Origin of the sequence: Collinsella sp. OM08-14AT (assembly GCF_003438115.1) — a bacterium.
Lineage (GTDB): Bacteria > Actinomycetota > Coriobacteriia > Coriobacteriales > Coriobacteriaceae > Collinsella.
Genome location: NZ_QSTE01000001.1, coordinates 136,769 through 156,297, shown reverse-complemented (window position 1 = coordinate 156,297; position 19,529 = coordinate 136,769). Strand labels below are relative to the sequence as shown.

Genomic DNA, 19,529 nt, shown 5'->3' with positions numbered 1-19,529 from the left:
CTGAACGAGCGTGGGAGACGCGCCGGGACCCGCCCGGCGCGACCGCGCTAGATCAGGTCCTCCGCATCATCGAAGGCGTCGGTGTCGTGGACACCGCAGAAACGGGAGCCGGGACGGGCCTGGTTGCGGCACTGGATGCCGTCCTCGGACACGTACTCGCAGCGGCGGACGTCCTCGTCCTCCTCATCACCGATCAGGTCGGCGGCGGGTTCCTCGTGAACGGGAACGTTCTTGAGGATGTCGGCGGCAAGCGTCTCGGACTTGATGTCGATGTGCCAGCCGGTCAGGCGCGCGGCAAGGCGGGCGTTCTGGCCCTCCTTGCCGATGGCGAGGGACAGCTGGTCGTCGGGCACAATGACGCCGGCGTAGGCCTTCTCCTCGTCGATGAGGACGCGGGTGACCTTAGCGGGCGACAGGGCGTTGGCGACGTAGACGGCAGGATCGGCATCCCACAGGATGACGTCGACGCGCTCGCCACGGAGCTCGCCCACGACAGCGCGAACACGGCTGCCCTTGGGGCCGACGCAGGCGCCCACGGGATCCAGACGGTCGTCGAGCGAGTGGACGGCGACCTTGGAGCGCTGGCCGGGCTCGCGGGCGATCGACTTAATCTGGACGGTGCCCTCATAGATCTCGGGCACCTCCTGCTCAAACAGACGACGCATGAGCTCGGGGTGGGTACGGGAGATGACAATCGGCGGACGGCTGTGCTCGCCACGAACCGGCTGCAGGTTGGAGTTGGGGTCGCGAACGTCGATGATCACGGCCTTGATGTGCTGGTTGTGCAGGTAGCGCTCGCCCATCGGACGCTCGTTGCGCTCGTTCTCGTAACGACGCTGATCGAAGTGCGGCAGCTCGGCCTCGACGCCCTCGCGAATCTTGACGATCGTGAAGTCGGGCGTGGACTGCAGCACGGTACCGCTGATGAGGTCACCGATGCGGCCGGAGAACTCCTCGTAGATCTGCTCGCGGGCGGAGTTACGCACGATGGCGTTGATCTCGGCCTTGGCGTGCTGGGCAGCGATGCGGCTCGTATTCTTGGGGGTGACGTCGATCTCCTCGAACTCGGTGAAGTTGCCCTCCTCGTCCATGGAATCGTCGATCGGCTCCAGGCGGTAGACGTAGATCTTGCCGGTGGTGCGGTCGATGGTCACCTTAGCGCCCCACTCAAGATGCAGGATCTCGGCATAGCTCTTGGCGAGCGACTGCTCCAGGCGGTCGATCAGGTAGAGCTGGTCGATGTGCTTCTCCTGGCAAAGCTCCATCAGGGCGGACATCATGTCGGATGCTGCCATCTTACTTTCCTTCCTTCGCGGGCTTGAAGTCGTAGGTGGGCTTCAACTTGCACTTTTTAACATCAGAGAAATCGAGGGTAACGGACTCGCCGTCCTCGAGCTCGAGGGTCACGTCGGTCTCGGTCGCAGCGGCAATCTTGCCGGCGTACTTGCGACGGCCCTCGGTGGCGGTGGAGGTGAGCTCACAGTTCTCGCCCACAAAGCGGGCAAAGTCGCACGGGCGGCGCAGTGGGCGCGCCATGCCCGGGCTCGACACCTCAAGCGTATAGCTCGAAGAGATGGGGTCGAGCTCCTCAATCACGTCGCCGACCCACTTGGTATTGGCCGTGACGTCGTTGAGCGACAGGCTCTGACCCTCGGCACCCTCGATACGCACGCGCACGCAGGGGGCCTTGGTGGCACCCACGAGCTCGACGTCGACGATGTCGACATCGTGCTGGGGAGCGACGGCCTCGAGCGCATCGATGATCGCCTGCTCGGTCTTAGTCTTGACCATTGCGGCACCTCCATCCATACAAAAAAGAAGCGGGGCCGAAACCCCACTTCTTTCAATTACAACTTCATTTGCAAGCAAACTATAGCAATAGCTGCGAAAACGTGCAAGCACAGTACGAATCTGCAGGTCAGCGTGCGCACAGCTTCTCCACAAGAATAGGACAATTGACCGCGGCCAGGCTAAACAAAACGAGGGACGGCCCAACCGGACCGTCCCTCGTTTATTGCATGTCAGCTTTACGCGCAGAGCTTATTTGACCACCAGGTTGACCAGCTTGCCGGGCACGCAGATGGCCTTGACGACCGTCTTGCCCTCGAGCCACTTGGCGACGGCTTCCTCAGCGGCAGCCTGCATCTCCTCGTTGGAGGCGTCGCGGGCGACGTCGATGCGGCCGCGGACCTTGCCGAGCACCTGTACGACGATCTGCACCGTGTCCTCTATGGACTCGGCCAAGTCGAACTCGGGCCAGGCGGCGGTGTAGGCATTGCCCTCGCAGCCGAGCGCCTCATGCCACAGCTCGTCGGCCCAGAACGGGCAGATTGGGGCAAGGACGCTCACGATATCCTTAGCCACGCCGTAGCACAGCGCCTTGTCACGGGAAGCGACCTCAGTGGCGTTGAGGTAGGCGCTCGCCGCGTTGACGAGCTCCATGACGGCCGAGATGGCGGTGTTGAACTGGCCGCGATCGAAGTCCTCGGTGCACTTGGCGATGGTGCGGTGACGCTCGCGATAGAGCTTCATCGCAACCTCGTCGAGCGCTGACTTGTCGAAGGCCACGCTGGCGTCGCCAGACTGGACAAGCTGCCAAACGATACGCCAGGCGCGCTTGATGAAGCGGTTGGCGCCATCAACGGCCTTGGGGTCCCAGTCGAAATCCTTCTCGGGCGGGGCGATAAACAGGATCGCCAGACGCATGGTGTCGGCGCCGTAGGGCTCGATGACCGAGCTCGGGGGCACGACGTTGCCCTTGGACTTGGACATGGTTTCGCCGTTCTCGTCCTTGACCATGCCCTGGCACAGCAGGTTAGTGAAGGGCTCGTCCACGCTCAGCAGACCCAGGTCGCGCAGGGCCTTGGTAAAGAAGCGGCTATAGAGCAGGTGCAGAATGGCGTGCTCGATGCCGCCGATGTAGTTATCGACGGGCATCCAACGGTCGGCGGCCTCACGGGAGAAGGGCAGCTCGGTGTTGTGCGGATCGGTATAGCGCAGGTAATACCAGCTGGAGCAGGTGAAAGTGTCCATGGTATCGGTCTCGCGCTTGGCCGGGCGACCGCAGACCGGGCAGGTGGTCTCGTAGAAGTCCTTGCACTCGGCAAGCGTCTCGCCGGCGCCCAGGTCCAAGTTCTCGGGCAGCGTCACCGGCAGCTGGTCCTCGGGCACGGGTACGATGCCGCAGTGCTCGCAGTGGATGGCCGGGATGGGGTTGCCCCAATAGCGCTGACGGGAAATGAGCCAGTCGCGCAGACGGAACTCGACCTTGCGACGACCGCAGCCCATGGCCTCGAGGTCGGCCACGATGGCAGCCTCGCCCTCGGAGTGCTTGCCACCGCGCATTCCGGTGTACTTGCCGGACTGGACGAGCGTGCCCTCGGCAGCATGGGCGCAATCCCAGTCGACGGTCTCGGCATGGAAGGTATCGATGGTCTCGCCGCTGGCCTCGACGGCTGCGCGGTCGTCATCGTCCAGGATGATCGGCACGATCGGCAGATCATACTTGCGTGCGAACTCAAAGTCGCGCTGGTCGCCGCAGGGAACGGCCATGACGGCGCCGGTGCCGTAGTCGGCCACAACGTAGTCGGCAACCCACACGGGGACCTTTTCGCCGTTAACGGGGTTCACCACGTAGCGGCCGGTAAAGGCACCGTGCTTCTCGAGAGTACCCTGGGCACGCTCGACGGCAGAAATGTGCTTGGAGTCCTCAACGATCTTGGTGACGGCCGCCTCGTACTCCGTGCCCTCGACGAGCTCGTGCAGACGGGCGTACTCGGGAGCCAGGACAAAGAAGGAGACGCCAAAGAGCGTGTCGGCGCGCGTGGTGAAGACGGTGATCTTGCCATCGTCGCCCTCGATGGGCTCGCCATCGGCGTCGCACAGGGTAAAGTCGACCTCGGCACCCTCGGAGCGGCCGATCCAGTTGGCCTGCATCTGCTTGACGCGCTCGGGCCAGCCAGGGAGCTTCTCCAGGTCATCGAGCAGCTCCTGGGAGTACTCGGTAATCTTGTAGTACCACTGCTCAAGATCGCGCTTCTCGGGCTCGGTGCCGCAACGCCAGCACTTGCCCTCGGTCACCTGCTCGTTAGCCAAAACGGTCTTGCAGGTGGGGCACCAGTTAACCGGATTCTTCTTACGATAGACCAGGCCCTTTTCCCACATCTTCTCAAAGATCCACTGACCCCAGCGATAGTAGTCGGGGCTGCAGGTCTTAACGGTGCGATCCAGGTCGTAGGAGAAGCCCATGCGCCTCATCGTGGCGAGCGCCTGGTCCATGTTCTTATACGTCCAGGCGGCAGCCTGCGTGTTGTGCTTAATGGCAGCGTTCTCAGCGGGCAGGCCAAAGGCGTCAAAGCCGATGGGGTGCAGCACATCGTAGCCGCGCATGCGGGCCTGACGGGCCATGGCATCGCCGATGGTATAGTTGCGCGCGTGGCCCATGTGCAGGTCGCCCGACGGATACGGGAACATCTCGAGCACGTACTTCTTGGGCTTGCTGGCGTCGGTGTCGACGGCAAAGAGGTTGGAGTCCTCCCAGGCCTTCATCCACTTGGACTCAATGGCCTGCGCGTCGTAGGCAGGGATCTCATCCTTATGATCTGTGCAATCGCACATATCAGCTCCTTTAATCTTTAATGGGGTCGGTCGGCTTAGCTTTGTTCGCTACTGCGGACAGTCCTGCGCAAGACGAAGAGCACATTAAGTGCTCTTCTTTGCGTGCGGAACTTGTAGCGAACAAAGCTAAGCCGCCCGACCCTAAGGTTAACTTGACTGATGATAGCAAATACAACAAGCGAGATGCCTGCGACTTGCAGGCATCTCGCTTTATCTAAATAACGTGGTTGAAACTCAACCTTTATGTGCAGCTCTTATCCTATCGATAAGACACAGACTGCTGGGAGTCTTTCACGACTACGTCGTGGGCTCCGCCTTCGACGATCGAGGTCGAGGAGACCAGGGTCAGGCGTGCCTTTTCCTGGAGCTCGGGGATCGAGAGGGCGCCGCAGTTGCACATCGTGGACTTGACCTTGTAAAGCGTGCCGCCCACGCCGTCCTTGAGGGAGCCGGCGTACGGGACGTAGGAGTCGACGCCCTCGACGAAGCTGAGCTTCGCGGCGCCGCCCAGGTCGTAGCGCTGCCAGTTGCGGGCGCGCGCGGAACCCTCGCCCCAGTACTCCTTCATGTACTGGCCGTTCACGTTGACGCGCTCGGTCGGGCTCTCGTCAAAGCGAGCGAAGTAGCGACCCAGCATCATAAAGTCGGCACCCATGGCAAGGGCGAGCGTCATGTGGTAGTCGTAGACGATACCGCCGTCGGAGCACACGGGCACGTAAACACCGGTCTCCTCGTAGTACTCGTCACGGGCGCGGCAGACGTCGATCAGCGCGGTGGCCTGGCCACGACCGATACCCTTGGTCTCGCGAGTGATGCAAATGGAACCGCCGCCGATACCGACCTTGATGAAGTCGGCCCCGCAGTCGGCCAAGAAGCGGAAGCCCTCGGCGTCGACGACGTTACCGGCACCGACCTTGACGTCCTCGCCGTAGTTGGCACGGATCCACTCGATGGTGCGCTTCTGCCACTCGCTGAAGCCCTCGGAAGAATCGATGCACAGGACATCGGCACCGGCCTCGATGAGCAGCGGCACGCGCTCGGCATAGTCGCGAGTATTGATACCGGCGCCGACCATATAGCGCTTGTCGTTATCGAGCAGCTCGTTGGGGTTGGTCTTGTGGCTGTCGTAGTCCTTGCGGAAGACGATGCCCATAAGGTGATCGTTGTCGTCGACGATAGGCAGGGCGTTGAGCTTGTTGTCCCAGATGACGTCGTTGGCAACCTTGAGGCTGATGTTCTTGTCGCCCACGATGAGCTGCTCGCGCGGGGTCATGAACTCGGAGACCTTCTTCTGGTGGTCATCGCGGCTGGGACGATAGTCACGGCTGGTGACAATGCCCAGGAGCTTGCCCTTGGGAGTGCCGTCGTCGGTGACCGGCATGGTGGAGTGGCCGGTCTTCTCCTTGAGCTCGATGACCTGCTCCATGGTCATGTCGGGTGTCAGCGTGGAATCGGACTGAACGAAACCAGCCTTGTGATCCTTAACGGCCTTGACCATAGCAGCCTCGGACTCGGGGGTCTGAGAACCGTAAATGAAGGACAGGCCACCCTCGGTAGCGAGCGCGACACCCATGTCGACGCCCGAGACGGACTGCATGATGGCGGAAACCATGGGGATGTTCAGGGTGATTGCCGGCTTCTCACCGCGCTTGAAGCGGGTTAGCGGCGTCTTAAGAGACACGTTGTTGGGGATGCACTGCGAGGACGAGTAACCAGGGACCAGCAGATACTCCGAAAACGTGTGGGACTCACCGGGAAAGAACGTAGCCATGTTTCTCCTTTTTCCATGCGACCGGTCGGCTGCAGGCCTCGTAGGACCCAGCCCAACCTTGGGCGCCCAATACTGGGGAAGTATCTTAACGCACTTTGACTGCTACAATGCATGATTTAAGAAGAGCACACGAGGGTTTGACGCAGGCTTTGCGTTTGCCCAGCAAACACTTTAGCGGGGAGACGTGGAGCGTATGAAGTACAAGACGACGGCAAAGTTGGTCATTCAAGCGTGCGACAAGGATTTGCCGGGCGTGTTCGGCCATGGCTGCGTCTTGCTGCTGCAGGGTATTGCCCGGGAGCACTCACTCAACCGCGCCGCCAAAAGCATGGGCATGTCGTATTCTAAGGCCTGGCGCATCGTGAACGAGGCCGAAGGACAGCTGGGATGCAAACTCATCGAGCGCGACGGCGCCCGCGGATCCACGCTCACGCCGGCCGGCGAGCGAGCCATAGCAGTCTACGAGGAGCTGCAGGCCGATATCAACAACATCATCGCTGCCAAGGCCGATGCCCTCATCGCAAACATCAACGCGGAGTAGTCCTTTTGGGCGGTTTTTAGCCCACAGCGCCCTCGGGTTGAGGCTCGCGCCACAAAACGGGCCCATCTACTACGTTTAGTTGGACACCCTCGACCACACCAGATTTCATGAAAACAAAACCGCTGGTAAACAGCTTGGTAATTTTCAAAATAGGCGGGTGTGGTCGACCCCTATTGCTTAAACGTAGTAAATAGGCCGTTTTCGTGACACAGACCCCGATTAGCTACTTGCGAAGGGCGTTATCGAGAGTGGCAGCCACCTGCAGAGGGTCGTCTGTACCGGCGAAGAGGCGGATGGCGCTCCCCTGCTTACCGCGCGGGGCCGAAAGGCGCGTTGTTGAGCCGCCGGCGGGTGATGTGCGGAATTCGTCCGGCAGTATGCTGAAAAATTCACCCGCGATGCAGTCCATCAGGTCAAACTCTACTGCCGGGCCAAAACCGTGCTCCAGGATGCCGGTCGCGATGGCATGGTCGGGATGCGAGGTCAGCCCGGGATAGCGCACGTTGCGTACCATCTCGTTGGCGGCCAGATACTCGGCCAGCGCACGGGCGCGGTCGAAGTGGGCCTGCATGCGAGCGTCGAGCGAAGACAGCCCCCGCTCCAGCATGCAAGCCTCATTAACAGAAAGGTCGAGTGCAGACGCACCGCAATCCGCAAGAAGCGCATACGCACACTCGGCGGCGGCATCCACGCGATGGCGCTTAAGCTGCGAGCGCGCCACCGAAGCGGCGACGAGTTTGCGCGGCGCAACGCCGGCACACACACGGTCGAGCGCCTCGAGCGAAAGCACGGCGCCCAGACGCAGCGGGTTGCACCCAAAGACGCCTGACACAGTGTTATCAACCACGAGCAGCGCATGCGGCTCACGAGCGGCGCGGCCCAGAGCGCGAAGGTCGGGCACACGCAGACCAAACCCGCCGATGGAGTTGACGAACCACCACAGGTGCGGCCCCTCGGCATCAAACGAAGCATCAAAGCCTTCGGACGCAGCAGCAAACGCCGCAGCCGCGGGCTCCCCCACCAGCGCAACATCGCAGCCATCAAAGCCGCAGGCGAATGCATCGGCAAAGTCGTCCGCAAAGGCCACCAGGCGATCGCCGGGCTGCACAATCCCCAGCATCGACAGCGCCGCCGGCACATGCGAGGCCGCAACAAGACGCACCTCACGCGCGCCGGCCCTTGCAGCCCAGATTTCTTCTAGCTGTTGCACGTCCACGCAACACCGTCCCCAAAAACCGAACCGAATAAACCATCCATGAAGATCGCACGCCAGCGAGCGGGCAGCTGCCGTGGCGAGGTGCCTCGAAAGAGGAGCGACGCGTACTTTATGTACGCGCGCGACGGTTTGAGCGGCAGATCGCCCGGCAGATGCCCGCGCAGCGTCAAGCGGTCCGGCGTTTGTTAAAACGCCGGAACCAAGCTAGCCGTGATACTCGCCGTTGTATTGGATGAGCGTCAAGTCCTCAACGCCGTCGAGTGCGCGAATCGCATCGGCGTAGGGCATATCAACGCCATCAGAGAACACCTCGACAGCCATCTCGACCTTGTCACCGCGCATGGTCTTGGACTTGACGGTGAACTTGGTGCGCCCAAACGCGCGCACGATATCGTCGCCGGTGGTCTGGCCCGTGTAGTGGATAACCATCATGTACACGCGCGCCTTGTCCTGGTGGCTCGCAAAGCCGGCGATCATCACCACGATCACCACTGCCGTGAGACCTACGAGCGCATACATACCGGCGCCCGCCGTAATGCCCGTGGTAATGGACCAAAACAGATACAACAGGTCGAGCGGGTCCTTGACCGCCGTACGATAGCGGACGATGGACAGAGCACCGACCATACCGAGCGAGATGACCACGTTCGTCGAGATCGCGAGCGTGACCATGCAGGTAAGCACGCACATGCCCACGAGCGTCACGGCAAAACTGCGCGAATAGACCACGCCAGTAAAAAAGCGCTTGTACACGTAGTAGATCAGGATGCCCATGGCGAGCGCCACGAGCAGCGACAGGCCGATCTTGGCAGGGTCGACCTGACCAAACGCCTCCAAGACGGAGTTCTTAAAAAAGTCCCTGGTGCTCATGGTCTAAATATCCCCTCGGTTCTCAAAATCCGATTCCCAGTAATTAAATCCGCGCAGGTAGGCGGTCTTTTCGTAACACAGGCAGTACTTGGAGACCGCCGTAAGCTCGGCCGCTCCCGGCGGCACCATATCACGCACCAGCTGCGGGCAAAACTCGGTAAACTTGACCTCCATCACCAGCTTGCCGGGCTCCAGTACGGGCAACGCGGGCAACGTCGCGTCAAAGATGTCAAAGCTCCCCACCGCGGCACGCACGTTCATGTCAAACGTGATGCGCACGGTGCCCTCGTCCATCACCCACGGCTCGCGCTCGTAATCCACGATGGTCCGCGGGCGCATCATGTTGCAGATGCACTCGATGTAGAACTCGCGACAGAGCGGATAAGGGCTCCTCAGCAAAAAGTCGTAGTCGCCAGCCAAAATCTGCTCAAACTCGCCGCGCGTGAGCGGCGCATCTTCCTTGTAAATCCAGCTACCGTACTTCTTTTTGCGCTCGAGCTTAATCACCTTGTCGCTGCCGTTATAGATGCGTACGCGATACTTTTTGCGCATGAGAATGCCGGCGTCTTTTTCCTCGTAGGCCGAGCTACAGTAGTCGTCAAAATACAGGCTGCGAATAGTGTAACCGCCCGCCCGCGCATGCTTGTCCAGCTTAAACACCGGCGCCATGCGACAGGCAAGCGCGGCGTGCTCGGCCTCGTTAATGAGATATTTGAGCTCGTGGCGGTAACGCTCCTGCGCGGCACGCACAGGCGGGGCCGCCAAGCGCTCAAGCAACGCGCTAGCCCTCCTCATACGTATCCTCCACGACCTTACCGCCGTCTTGCACGTAAAAACACTTCATGCCGTAGTGCTTGCCGTCGTCGGTTACATAGTAGTCAAACGCATCTTGCGTATAGCCGTCGGAGTTGGTGGCACGCACGCGCACAAAATACTGGCCGGTATCGGGCGCATCGCAGGTCACCTCGGGAAGCAGCACGTCCTCGGCCTTAAAAAGCACGTCGCTTATGGCATAGTCGCGCGCCAGCTCCACGGTATAGCGAATGTCACGCGCCTTAAAGTCGTAGGACGCATCCCAGTTAATGCGCAGCTTACCGTTATCGATCTGCGGCACGCCGATGTAGAACGGCATGGGCTTTTTAAAACTCTCGCGAAAGCTCTTGTAGTTCTCCTCGATCTCGGAGGGAATCGCCGCGGCGATCTGCTCGTATTGGTCCTTGGTGACAGGCAGATTGTCGATATCGGGCGAAGCAAAGACCATGGATTCAGTCACCTCGCGGTAGTGCTTGATCATCTTGGTCAGGCGAGTCTCGGTCAAATACGAGCGCAAGTCCTTGACGGCACGGTCGAGTTCGCTGCGGAACGACTTGCTGCGCAACGCGCGGTTAAACAGCACGTTACCCCAGTAGTTGCTTGCGCCGCGCTCCCAGCTCGCGTAGTCCGAAAACCCGGTAAGAGAAAGCTCCAGCTTACGCAGCATGCCGTCGTTATCCCAATCCAGGACATACCAGACCTTGGAGTTAAGCGGGCTGTACAGATAGCAGTTACGGTTCTGCGTATCGCAGTTGCCCGTCAGGATCTGAAACGCCAACCAATAGACCAGGTTCTCGGTATCAAAGTAGGTGTCGAGCACGTCATCGATCTTTTGCGATTCGTCGTTGAGCGCATCGAGCATCTCGATGAGCTTGGTGTGGTCCGTATCGCCCTTAATCTCGAGCATGCCTTCAAAGCTTGCCTGGTTGTAGTCGGGATCATCGGCAAGCTTAATGGTGTCCTCGTAGCGATGGAAATCAAAGCTGTTCACCTTGTACAGGTGCCCGCTCTTATCTAGGCCATGTGCCTTAAGCGCCGTCTTGTTGAGCTGCTCCACCTGCGTAAACAGGCCGTAGTCCTCAAAGGTATCGTTGGACTTTTCGGTCTGGTCGCACACCCACAGATGCACAAACTGCGTACGCAGGCCAATCATCTGGGGAATCCCGCGGATAAGGTCGTAGGCCATCTTGTTGCGAAAACGCATACCCTCGCCCATGTGCTTGTTGAGCGCAATCGCGTGCTGTTGGCGCCAGGTGCCCTTGCCTTTTTTGAGCTCCACCTTGTAATTCTTTTGCGTGTAAGAGCTCGATGTCTGACCGCGCACCTGCACGGTGGCATTGGGCGCTTCCTCGCCATAGCCAACCTCGCCGGCCACCGGGCCGTCTTCGTCGCCCGGCTGCAGCAGGCCCATAACCTGATAGCGCGTCACGCCCATGTCGGCATAATCATACACCGAGTACGTATTGATCTCGGCCCAGCTGTGGTCGGTGTTCTCGGAGCTGTTGCCACGCGAGACCGTCAGGTACATGGTCACAATGCCCGAGTCGTCATAGACCTCGTACAGCTCGTCTTTATCGCGTAGGTGCTTGGTACCGTCCGAGGACTCGGCCTTTTTAATCTTGTCCTGCTTTTTGACCTTTTTGGTCGAGGAGTCTTCCTGCACCGAGCAGCCCGAAAGCAACAGCGCACCGGCAGCCGCCTCAAAAAGGCGACGGCGAGACATCATCCTATCGGTCATCAGAACCTCCCCAATGGTTGCGATACACACGGACCACCGTGCGCTCAAAAGCGCCATGCGGCTCACCCTTATGGCGGCCTTCCTCATAGCGCTGCTCGGCACGGTCGAGCAAGCGGCCCAACTCCGTAAAGCGACCCGTTTTGTCGGTCGCCACCATGGGCTGCTGACTCAGGATACGATACGGTAAGTTGGCAGTATAGGTATCGAGCTGCGACAGCGCCACGATAAAAAACACCGCCGCACCCAACAAAAAGCCAAAGCCATAAAACTGCTGCGGCAAAAGCAACGACACGGCAGTCGCCAGCCCGGCCACACCGGCAAACAGTCCCGAGGCCAGCACGGCCCCCTTGTAGTCGGTAAAGTACAGCAAGATCAGCAGGATCGTGTTGCCCACGGCATACAGGCCGTAGCCCACGCACAGCGTGCGAAAATACCCGTGCATCAGGTTGTTAAAGCCCAACGGTAGGGCCGACAGCACCGTGGTCTCGAGCGAGATGACCGCCGCCGTCACAAACAGTTGCTTGAGCGCACAAAAGCGCAGTTCTCGGTTGAGCGTGGCAAGCATTTCCTCCTCGGCCACCACAATGTCGCCCACCACGCCACCGTCGTTGAACAGGCTGTAGTAGTCGCGGTAGCGCGGATAAAAGTTGACCTCGACCGAGACCACAAAGTTGACGGACGTGACCAGGATCGTCAAAAACGCGATAAGCGCCGGCACATCGTGGTAGGGCGCACCATAAAACAAGCCCTTGACCTGCACGCCAATGGAGCCGGCCCATATTATCACCAAGTGCGCAAAGAGGCCCAGGTTGGTAAACAAGCCCGTGAGCGCCAACGGCATAAACTGATCGAGCCACCGTAAAAAGAGCCAGGGGCTGCGATCGCTCTGCGGAAAATACCGGTACAGCAGCACCACGTCCCAAGCGAGCATGACGCCGTAGCCCAGAGCAATTGACGCCAAAAGGCCCTCGACCGGCGGCAGCCCCAGCGCCAGCGCGGCCAGGGCGCACAGGCACGCCACGCCAATGGCAGCCGCAAAGCTGCATAGGATACCGCGGTAATCCTTGATGGCCGTGAGGTAACTCATGCCGTTCCAGTTGACGATCATAATGTTGAACAGCCACAGGCACAGCAGCCCCTGCAGCAGCGTGGCGCCCGAGAACAGCAAAAAGACGCCGTAGAGCACTGTGCCCGCAACGAGCATAATGGCGTTGGAGCCCCAAAACGAAGGTAGGATCTCATCCTCGCGCTCGGCAAAAAGCATATCGGCCAAAAAGCGCGTGACCGGCATAGAGAAAAAACTCGTGAGCGTGAGCGACGCCAGCAGCGTATAGGTCACCATGCACACCAGCAGATCTTGGTTGGAACGGCCCACACCCCACAGACCGCACAGCACCAAGATACCCACCTGAAGCAGCACGCCCAGCAGCATGGGGCCCGTGCACACAATGCCAGCGTAGCCATAGGCGCGCATCGTGGCAAACAGACCCTTGCGCCTAAACAGGCGCTTGAGCTCAAAACCGATTCCGGCCACCGGCTACTCCCCCTCTCTGGGCAGGTTAAACGCACATGCCGTCTCGTCGTACAGCGCGCGATAGTTGGCGAGCATCTGCTCGTGCAAGAAGTACGTGGCAACGCGACGCTGGCCGCGCTCCCCCATCTCAATACGGCGGGCGCGGCTTGTGCACATGCGTTCCATGGCATCGGCCAATCCCTTGCGATACATGGGCGGCGTCACAAAACCCGCCACGCCAAAGTCGTCGCCCGGGGCGCCTTCGAGCAACTCACGGCAGCAGCCCACCTCAGTCGTCACGCAGGGACGGCGCGCTGCAAGCGACTCCAGCACGCTGAGCGGCTGGCCCTCGGAGATGCTCGTCAAAATGGTAAAGTCGAGCTTTTCCATGTACTCGACCACGTTGACGCGGCCGGTAAAGATCAGGTCGCGCACGCCCAGGGTTTCGACCAGCGCGTGGCACTCGGCGCCGTACTCCTCGTCGTCCACGCCGCCCATGATGTGCAGGCGCACCTTGGGCAGGCGCTCGTGCAACTCAAAGAAGGCATAGATCATGGTCTTGACGTCCTTGATGGGCGCCAGACGCACTACCGCGCCAATGTCCACCCAGCCGTCATCGGGCTTTAAGGGGATGTCCTTAAAGCGGTCGAACTGGATGCCGTTGGGGATGACCAGGCATTTGTCCGCATCGCAGCCCATATCGATCTGCGTCTTGCGGGCGTTATGGAACAAACTCGTCACGCGGAAGGCGCGACGGTAGATCTCCTCCGAAAGCAGGTAGAAAAAGCGAATCCAGCGGTCCTTAAACGACGGCACCACCCAATCGGCGCGAATGATCTCTTCCTCGCGCTCGCGGGTATAGATGCCATGCTCGGTCAGCAGCACCGGCGCATGGTGAACGCTTGAGCCCAGGCAGGCGAGCAGGCCACCGTAGCCGGTCGAGATGGCATGGTACAGATCGGCCACCGGCACCTCGCTGCCCAGAAGGTAGAGCACGGGCAACAGCATGGAGCGCATGGTGTGGAATGCATCGGCAAAGGGCGTGTATGGGTACTCGGCCAGGCACACGTAGCGAAAGATATCCATAAACGTGCGGCTCTGCAAAAACGAGAGCGGGTGCACGCGACGGCGCTGAAAGATATCGAACAACACGTCCCAGTCCGGATTGGAGAGCGACACCAGGCGGCGCAGCGCCTCGCGCTCGCGGTCGTCAAAACTGGCTTCGTGCTGCTCGCCCGAAAGCCGCAGGGCATCGTCCAGGAACACCTCGTGCACCTCGACCACGTTGCCGGGCAGCTCGTAGACAAACTTGCCGCGGTCCTCGGCATGTGCGCCAATCACCCACAGCACAAACTCGTGCTCGGGCATGGCCGTAATGTAGCCATGCATCCACGTGGACACGCCGCCGTGCACATAGGGGTAGCAACCCTCGAGTACCAAGCAGATCCTCATTTGTCGCCACCCTCCTTGCGCTCGATCGTCACGGTCTTATCATTTGCCTTGAGCAGATACAGATTGCCCGTAAGGTGCGTCAGTTCGCCACCCGTGACTGCACCCGGCTCGCCATTGTTGGCACGGAACATGAGCCACACCTCGTCATGGAAATTGCCCAAGCTGAGCGTCCAGGCATCCGCACTTGTATCCACGCTCACCGTCACCGACGAAAAGCGCTGGATGGCACCGGAGCACTCCGACGCCGTCTGGTGCCGCAGGTCGGGCGCAAACTTGGTAAGCCACTCCAGGTAGTCGACCAGGCCGCCCTTGTAGACCTCCCAGCCCTCCTTGGCACCACGATCGGGATCGAGCAGATCGTCCGGGTGCATAAAGTGCGTGCTCACGTAGTGCATGTTGAGCTCGGACACGGCTGCCAGGCGCATATAGGAATCGTCGACCATGCCGCCCGAAACAATACGCGGCTGCTCCACAATGCCATCGCTCGCCACGCCAAACTCCTGCACGTACGGCAGGTCGGTGCCATCCTCAAAATAGGTACTGGCAATGGTCTTAATTCGCGGAACATCGGTACCGATAAGCTTGCGCGCGCGGGCCGAAAGGATATTCGACGGCGGCACGTAAACCGAGCCATGAGCATTGGGCAGGACCTCGTCTTGAAACGCGATAAGTTCGTTGAGCGAAGCGACGAGCGTCTCTTTGTTCTTCCAGGTCTTGTAGACGTACAACGTACCATAGTCGGTGTCCCAGAGCGCAAGCGGCTGATGGTTGTAGCCGTGAAAGCCCAGCTCGCCGCCCATCTGCAGCAGCATGCCGCCAAAATAGCGGAACTGCGTGGTATCGGGTTGGCGCGCGGGCTCGGTCTGGTTGACCGCGTCCTCGTAGTTTTCGATCATCACGCCGGTATAGCGAATGCCATATTTTTGCGCGAGCTTTTGCAGATCGGGCCACCAGACCTTGGTGTAAAAATCCGCAATGGAAAGGCCGTAGTCACGCTTGATATAAGTGCCATCGCCCGAGGGCACAGGACTGGGAAAGTCGTCCAGATAGAACACGGCGCTGTTGATGACCGGATAGGCCGTGGTATCACCCAGCAGGCTTATGGCCGAAGCATAGAACCCACGCATGACCTTGTCGTAGATGCCAATATTGCACACCACGGTGCGCCCACTACCGCAATCGTTCGACCAAATGAGTGGGGCGCCCGCATCGCCGGTCTTAGCCCACACACGAGCCGTCTCGCGCAGCGAAACCGAAAGCGACGAATCAAAGGGGTCCGAGAGCTCGTAGCGATCTCCCCCGCCCAGCATAAAGTCCTCGCTCGGCACAATGCTTTCGGCTTTTACATAGTCATATCCGGCTGATTCAATGCCAAGCTTGGGGGCAATCACTTGCAGATAGCTCGAGTTATCCGGAGGCATGGCAAGCATAAGCGAACCGCCGGCACTCACCCAGCTCATAATATCGGTCAGGTGCGTACCGAGCCCATCGAGCGACGGCATGAGCAAAATCACGCGATCGTAAGAGGTCAGCGAGGGAATGGCATCCGCGCCGTCCAGGGCAAGGTCCACGTCGCGGTGCGCGATCTTCATGTCGAGCAGGATCTGGTCGAACTGCTCCTTTACGTCCTCGACACCAGCTTGATCGGAATCGGTAATGACCAGGCACGTGGGCTTTTGGCCAAAGATTGCCGAGGAGGCCGGCACCGCATCGTTGGCGGAAAGCATCCCCAGCTTATGCTGGCCCGCACTGTACTGCACGCCGGCGCGTTCGATCAGCAGCACGGCGGCCATGACGATAAAAACAGCCCACACTACGAGCAGTCCCATCCAACGAAAGCGGCCTGCACGGTCGCGGATATGTTGCACCACGCTCATCGGGCCTCCTCCCCGTCGCGCCAAAATGCCAACTTTTCGCGGTTGTCGGCGCTCAAATACACATGCTGCTTTTCGATCGCATCGATTACGCGCTGTACCGCCTGCCCATCGCGACGAATCACAGCCAAGCGCAGGCAGAGCATCCACACGTCCTGTTCGTCTGGCGCATCGATCACCAACTGGCTCGCGACGTCCTCTGCCTTATCGATCTCGTCGGCATCGGCCAGCGCCGTGGCATAGCGGATGCGCAACGCCGGCCCGTCCTCGCGTTCGCAACGGCGCGCGAGCAAGCGTGCATACTGCTGACGCTGAATCTGTGCCACGCGGCCCTCCGCCAAACCCGAGTCCAGATAGGCGCCCAAAAAGTCGCAATACGCATCCAGGTTATGCGAGCTGGGATCGGTCTTAAACGCACGCTCCAGCTGCTGCAGTTTAAGGTCGGACTCCTTGGAGATCTGCGCCACCGCCGTCGCGGCATAGTGCGCCACCTCAACGTCGTCGTTAAGCTTAGCCGCCTGCAGCTGCGCCAAGTACGCGTCGGGCTCCTCGGTGAGCATGGAGAGCATTAGGCGGCGCCGGTATGCTGGGTCGTTGACGATGAGCGCCTCCTCGAGCGGCACTACGCCTGCATCGTCCTCACCACTCGGTACCGACATACTGCGATGCAAGTCGTCGTTGAAGCGCAGCGACTCCAGCGCAGACTCTTTCAGCCCCTCGCCAAACACGGCGCTGCGGACCGAAAGCAGTGCCACCAACAGCGGGCCCCACAGCGGCACCAGCACTATCACAGCCAGCATATGCCCGCGCACCGGCAGCAGGCCCAGTTTCATGAGCGTCCACAGCATCAGGCAAACCAGCGCATGAATCAGCAGCAAGACGGCAGCAACGACAAGCGAGATCAAGCGGCACCCCCCTCACCGGCACCGGTGTAAGAGATGTGCTGCAACAACGCCACGATGTCCTCGCCGTCGACGGGCTCCACCGCAATCTTCTTTGCGCTCAGGCGCTCGCGGATAATGGGAAGATCACACGCCTTTGCCTGGCGCATAAGCAGGTAGAGCACGTCGCCGTCGACCAAGCCCGCCGCATCGTTCTCGCGGATAGCCGAACCAATCGCGCCCACCAGCTCGCCGACAGGCTCCATGCCCGGCACCACGCGCAGGAGCAAAAAGCTCCCCATCTTACCGTCTGCCAGCGCCTGTTCGGCCGCGAGCTCTTGGCCAAAGGCCGCCTGCTTGAGCACGCAAGTGCCGTCAACGCAGCGCTTATCCTGCGCCACCGCCTCATAGTCAAAGGCGCGCCCCAGCGCGCTTTCGACCAAGCCGCACAAGATGCGGAACAGGTTTTGGTAATAGAGCGTCATTTGATTCTGAGCCGCACGACGCACAGAGATCAACACGGCGGGTGCCCCGTCGCGCTCGATCGAGTATCCAAACATGGGCAGCCCCGGCGTCAATTCGCGATTCACCCACAGGTTCGAACGACCCCCGCCGCCCAAAAGTGGCGCAAGCTGCTCAAGCGAAAACGAGCGCGTGGCGTCTTCGGCAATCACGGGACTCGCCGCCACCAGACGTGCAAACGCCCCGCCCGAAACGTGGTAGATCGCCACCGAATCGTTTTCCAGAATCTCACCCATGAGCTCGCAGCACTTGCGATAGATGTCGCGCGGATTGAGCACGTCGAGCTCTTGCGTCACGGCAAAGATCTTGCCAAAGCTATCCTGACGCCCCACAATCTGGCGCTTGTATGTGCGCTTGTCCTCGATGGCATCGTGGTAGAGCTGCGTAAGAAACGTATTGCGGTTGCGCACGAGCTCGTTTTGATCACGCTCCGCCCTAATGGCTTCGCTATTGCGCAGCTGCACATAGCCGCACACGGCACCCACAACAAAGTACGCAATAAACGGCAGCCAGTTGGACGGCTCGTAGAACAGGCCCTGGAAGGTATAGCCGTACAGAGTAAAGTAACTCGCGGCCAAACCCACCGACGCCAGCAGCGCCGCAACCAGGCCAAAGTCCAAGCCATACAGCGTGCCGATGAGCACCACGTAGAGCAGGCGATAATCGAGCACGTTGAGCTGGGTCGATTGAGAGAACAAGCGCTCCAGCACTTCAAAGAGCACCCAGGCGACTGCCGTCTCCAGGCATTTGACAGGCAGCGTGCGCATTTGAATGCGGTCGATGGCCGCGCGCAAGGGGTTGACCTTCTTTGCACGACCAGCATCCCAGCGAGCCTGAATGGTCGAGAGGTCGCGTAGCAAGTCGTAGCGCTGAAACCAGCCATAGCGCACGCGAGCGACGTCGCTGGCAGGCAGGGCGTAGCCGGCAGAATCGCCATAGGCAACCGAGAGTCCTGGGAACAGTGCCTGAAGGGCCTCGCCCACCTCACCCACCGTGTGATGGAAGGTATCGACTACGTCGAGCGTCTCAAAGTTACCATTCCAGCTGTCGAAGATACGGCGTACCAGCACCGAAAGCTCCTCGGCACACAGCAGGGGAAACGCCGCATCCTGCGCGCCCTGCAGAGCGGCCGATCCGGTTGAGCACGCGTCGAACAGCGGCACCAAAAACGGGTCTTCCAGCGCGGCAGACGCGGTATACAGGAACGGCACGCGCAGGATCTTAGTCTGAACGCCCTCGCGAGCAGCGTAGTAGCGGCACAGGTCGTTGGCTGCGTGCGCGATAATGCCCTTGCCCGTTCGCCCCGCGGCATCGGCGGCACCCTCGGCACCCGCGGGACCTGCTATATACAACAGCTGGATCCGGCGACCCGCGCACGTACGAAAGACCGAGCGCAGCAGCTCGATATCGCACACGGTATCGGTATGCGGGGTTAGGTAATTAGACAGGTAGACCACGCGGTCGAACTCGTAGGCCTGCTCCAAGTGCTGGAGCAGCTCTTTCCACGAGGCATGGGGCGACGACTCATCGCGGCGCGCTTCCTGCGCGGCTACAACCTTAACGTGGTCCCCAGGGAATGCCTTGGCGCAAAAGTCATCGTCAACATATGCGGTGTTGCCAACAACCAGCACCTCCATGGCGTACTCCCCTTCATCAGATTTCAATCATGCAAAACATGCGTATTGTACGCTGCCAACGCATATGTCCAAAATCCTTAAGGC

14 protein-coding genes are annotated in these 19,529 nt (G+C 60.3%); 1 reads left to right on the top strand and 13 read right to left on the bottom strand.

The window, feature by feature from the left end; translation table 11 throughout:
- Positions 1 to 47: 47 nt before the first annotated feature.
- The 4 genes from nusA to DXC18_RS00640 all read right to left on the bottom strand — a co-directional run bounded on the left by nusA (position 48) and on the right by DXC18_RS00640 (position 6,388).
- Positions 48 to 1,295: a transcription termination factor NusA gene (gene nusA / locus DXC18_RS00655; protein WP_006234042.1), complete on the bottom strand. Its 1,248-nt coding sequence runs from the start codon at positions 1,293 to 1,295 to the stop codon at positions 48 to 50.
- A 1-nt stretch (position 1,296) separates the two neighbouring features.
- Positions 1,297 to 1,791, bottom strand: coding sequence for a ribosome maturation factor RimP (rimP, locus tag DXC18_RS00650; protein ID WP_117629483.1), 495 nt, complete (start codon positions 1,789 to 1,791; stop codon positions 1,297 to 1,299).
- A gap of 249 nt (positions 1,792 to 2,040) precedes the next feature.
- A complete protein-coding gene (leuS, locus tag DXC18_RS00645) occupies positions 2,041 to 4,617 on the bottom strand; it encodes a leucine--tRNA ligase (RefSeq protein ID WP_117716035.1) in 2,577 nt (858 codons plus the stop codon).
- A gap of 259 nt (positions 4,618 to 4,876) precedes the next feature.
- Positions 4,877 to 6,388, bottom strand: a complete 1,512-nt coding sequence (locus DXC18_RS00640) for an IMP dehydrogenase (RefSeq protein WP_089571691.1) — start codon at positions 6,386 to 6,388, stop codon at positions 4,877 to 4,879.
- 193 nt (positions 6,389 to 6,581) lie between these two features.
- On the opposite strand from DXC18_RS00640, the gene DXC18_RS00635 reads away from it, so the two are divergent.
- A complete protein-coding gene (locus DXC18_RS00635) occupies positions 6,582 to 6,929 on the top strand; it encodes a winged helix-turn-helix domain-containing protein (RefSeq protein ID WP_117716034.1) in 348 nt (115 codons plus the stop codon).
- Between the two features lie 223 nt (positions 6,930 to 7,152).
- On the opposite strand, the gene DXC18_RS00630 is transcribed toward DXC18_RS00635, so the two are convergent.
- The 9 genes from DXC18_RS00630 to DXC18_RS00590 all read right to left on the bottom strand — a co-directional run bounded on the left by DXC18_RS00630 (position 7,153) and on the right by DXC18_RS00590 (position 19,445).
- Entirely contained in the window at positions 7,153 to 8,145 is a 993-nt protein-coding gene (locus tag DXC18_RS00630; RefSeq protein WP_158551917.1) for a PLP-dependent transferase, read from the bottom strand.
- 204 nt (positions 8,146 to 8,349) lie between these two features.
- Positions 8,350 to 9,015 (bottom strand): DUF4956 domain-containing protein, encoded by a 666-nt coding sequence (locus DXC18_RS00625; protein ID WP_117716032.1) that lies wholly within the window; start codon positions 9,013 to 9,015, stop codon positions 8,350 to 8,352.
- A 3-nt stretch (positions 9,016 to 9,018) separates the two neighbouring features.
- Complete coding sequence (locus DXC18_RS00620; protein WP_117716031.1) at positions 9,019 to 9,810, bottom strand: polyphosphate polymerase domain-containing protein; 792 nt, start codon at positions 9,808 to 9,810, stop codon at positions 9,019 to 9,021.
- Positions 9,797 to 11,566 carry a CotH kinase family protein gene (locus DXC18_RS00615; RefSeq protein WP_117716030.1) on the bottom strand — a complete coding sequence of 590 codons (1,770 nt, stop codon included), beginning with the start codon at positions 11,564 to 11,566 and terminating at the stop codon, positions 9,797 to 9,799. The genes DXC18_RS00620 and DXC18_RS00615 overlap by 14 nt, the downstream gene beginning before the upstream one ends.
- Positions 11,556 to 13,100, bottom strand: coding sequence for an exopolysaccharide Pel transporter PelG (gene pelG, locus DXC18_RS00610; RefSeq protein WP_117716029.1), 1,545 nt, complete (start codon positions 13,098 to 13,100; stop codon positions 11,556 to 11,558). The genes DXC18_RS00615 and pelG overlap by 11 nt, the downstream gene beginning before the upstream one ends.
- Before the next feature lie 3 nt (positions 13,101 to 13,103).
- Positions 13,104 to 14,531, bottom strand: a complete 1,428-nt coding sequence (pelF, locus tag DXC18_RS00605; protein ID WP_117716028.1) for a GT4 family glycosyltransferase PelF — start codon at positions 14,529 to 14,531, stop codon at positions 13,104 to 13,106.
- Complete coding sequence (locus DXC18_RS00600; protein WP_117716027.1) at positions 14,528 to 16,408, bottom strand: DUF2194 domain-containing protein; 1,881 nt, start codon at positions 16,406 to 16,408, stop codon at positions 14,528 to 14,530. The genes pelF and DXC18_RS00600 overlap by 4 nt, the downstream gene beginning before the upstream one ends.
- Positions 16,405 to 17,310 carry a hypothetical protein gene (locus DXC18_RS00595; protein WP_117716026.1) on the bottom strand — a complete coding sequence of 302 codons (906 nt, stop codon included), beginning with the start codon at positions 17,308 to 17,310 and terminating at the stop codon, positions 16,405 to 16,407. Before DXC18_RS00595 ends, DXC18_RS00600 begins: the two co-directional genes overlap by 4 nt.
- Positions 17,307 to 19,445 carry a DUF4118 domain-containing protein gene (locus DXC18_RS00590; RefSeq protein WP_117716025.1) on the bottom strand — a complete coding sequence of 713 codons (2,139 nt, stop codon included), beginning with the start codon at positions 19,443 to 19,445 and terminating at the stop codon, positions 17,307 to 17,309. The genes DXC18_RS00595 and DXC18_RS00590 overlap by 4 nt, the downstream gene beginning before the upstream one ends.
- Positions 19,446 to 19,529 lie beyond the last annotated feature (84 nt).